Raw genomic sequence first — 797 nt, forward strand, 5'->3', positions numbered from 1 at the left:
CGTCGTGTGCGAGCCGACCGGAGGGCATGAGAGCCTGCTGCTCGAGGAGTGCCTGCGCGCCGGCATCGCCTGCCATCGCGCCGACACGCTCAAGCTCAAGAGCTTCATCCGGTCCTTCGGCACACAGGGCAAAAGCGACGCCATCGATGCCGGCATGCTTTCTGCCTACGGCCGCGAGCGCTGGGAAAAGCTGTCCCTTTGGCAGGCTCCGGACCCCGACGCGGTACATTTGCGCGCCCTGGTCCGCCGCCGCCAGGAGCTCATCGCCTTCAGGGGCGCCGAGAAGAACCGCCTCAAGGCTCCTTGCAGCCGCGATCTCGCCGCTTCCTTCAAGGCGCTGATCAAAGCCGTCGAGCATCAGATCCAGACCATCGAGGCCGCCATCCGCGAGCTCATCGCCAACAGCAGCACCCTCAAGCACCGGGCAACCATATGCACGGCTATGGACAGTCTCGGCCCGATCGTGGCGGCCAAACTCTTGGCCATCTTGCCCGAGCTCGGCACCATGACACGTCGAAAGGCTGCAGCCCTTGCAGGGCTCGCGCCTCATCCCAACGACAGCGGCCAAAAACACGGCTACCGCAAAATCCGTGGCGGACGACCAGAGATCAGGAGCATGCTCTACATGCCCGCGTTGCACGCCGCTGCCGGAAGGGGTGAGTTCGCAACCTTCTACAAACGCCTGCGCGCCAACGGCAAAAAGCCAATGGTGGCCATCGCCGCCGTCATGCGAAAGATCATCGTCACCCTCAACGCTAGGCTACGAGACGCCGCCATTCCTCAGAGTTGATGACGAC

1 protein-coding gene is annotated in these 797 nt (G+C 63.7%); it reads left to right on the forward strand.

Annotated elements, in window-relative coordinates:
* A partial coding sequence (locus tag RFN28_RS34665) for a transposase (protein WP_320291607.1) occupies nucleotides 1–790 on the forward strand: 790 nt, incomplete at its 5' end.
* Nucleotides 791–797 lie beyond the last annotated feature (7 nt).

It is taken from the genome of Mesorhizobium album (genome assembly GCF_033977205.1).
GTDB classification, from domain to species: domain Bacteria; phylum Pseudomonadota; class Alphaproteobacteria; order Rhizobiales; family Rhizobiaceae; genus Mesorhizobium; species Mesorhizobium album.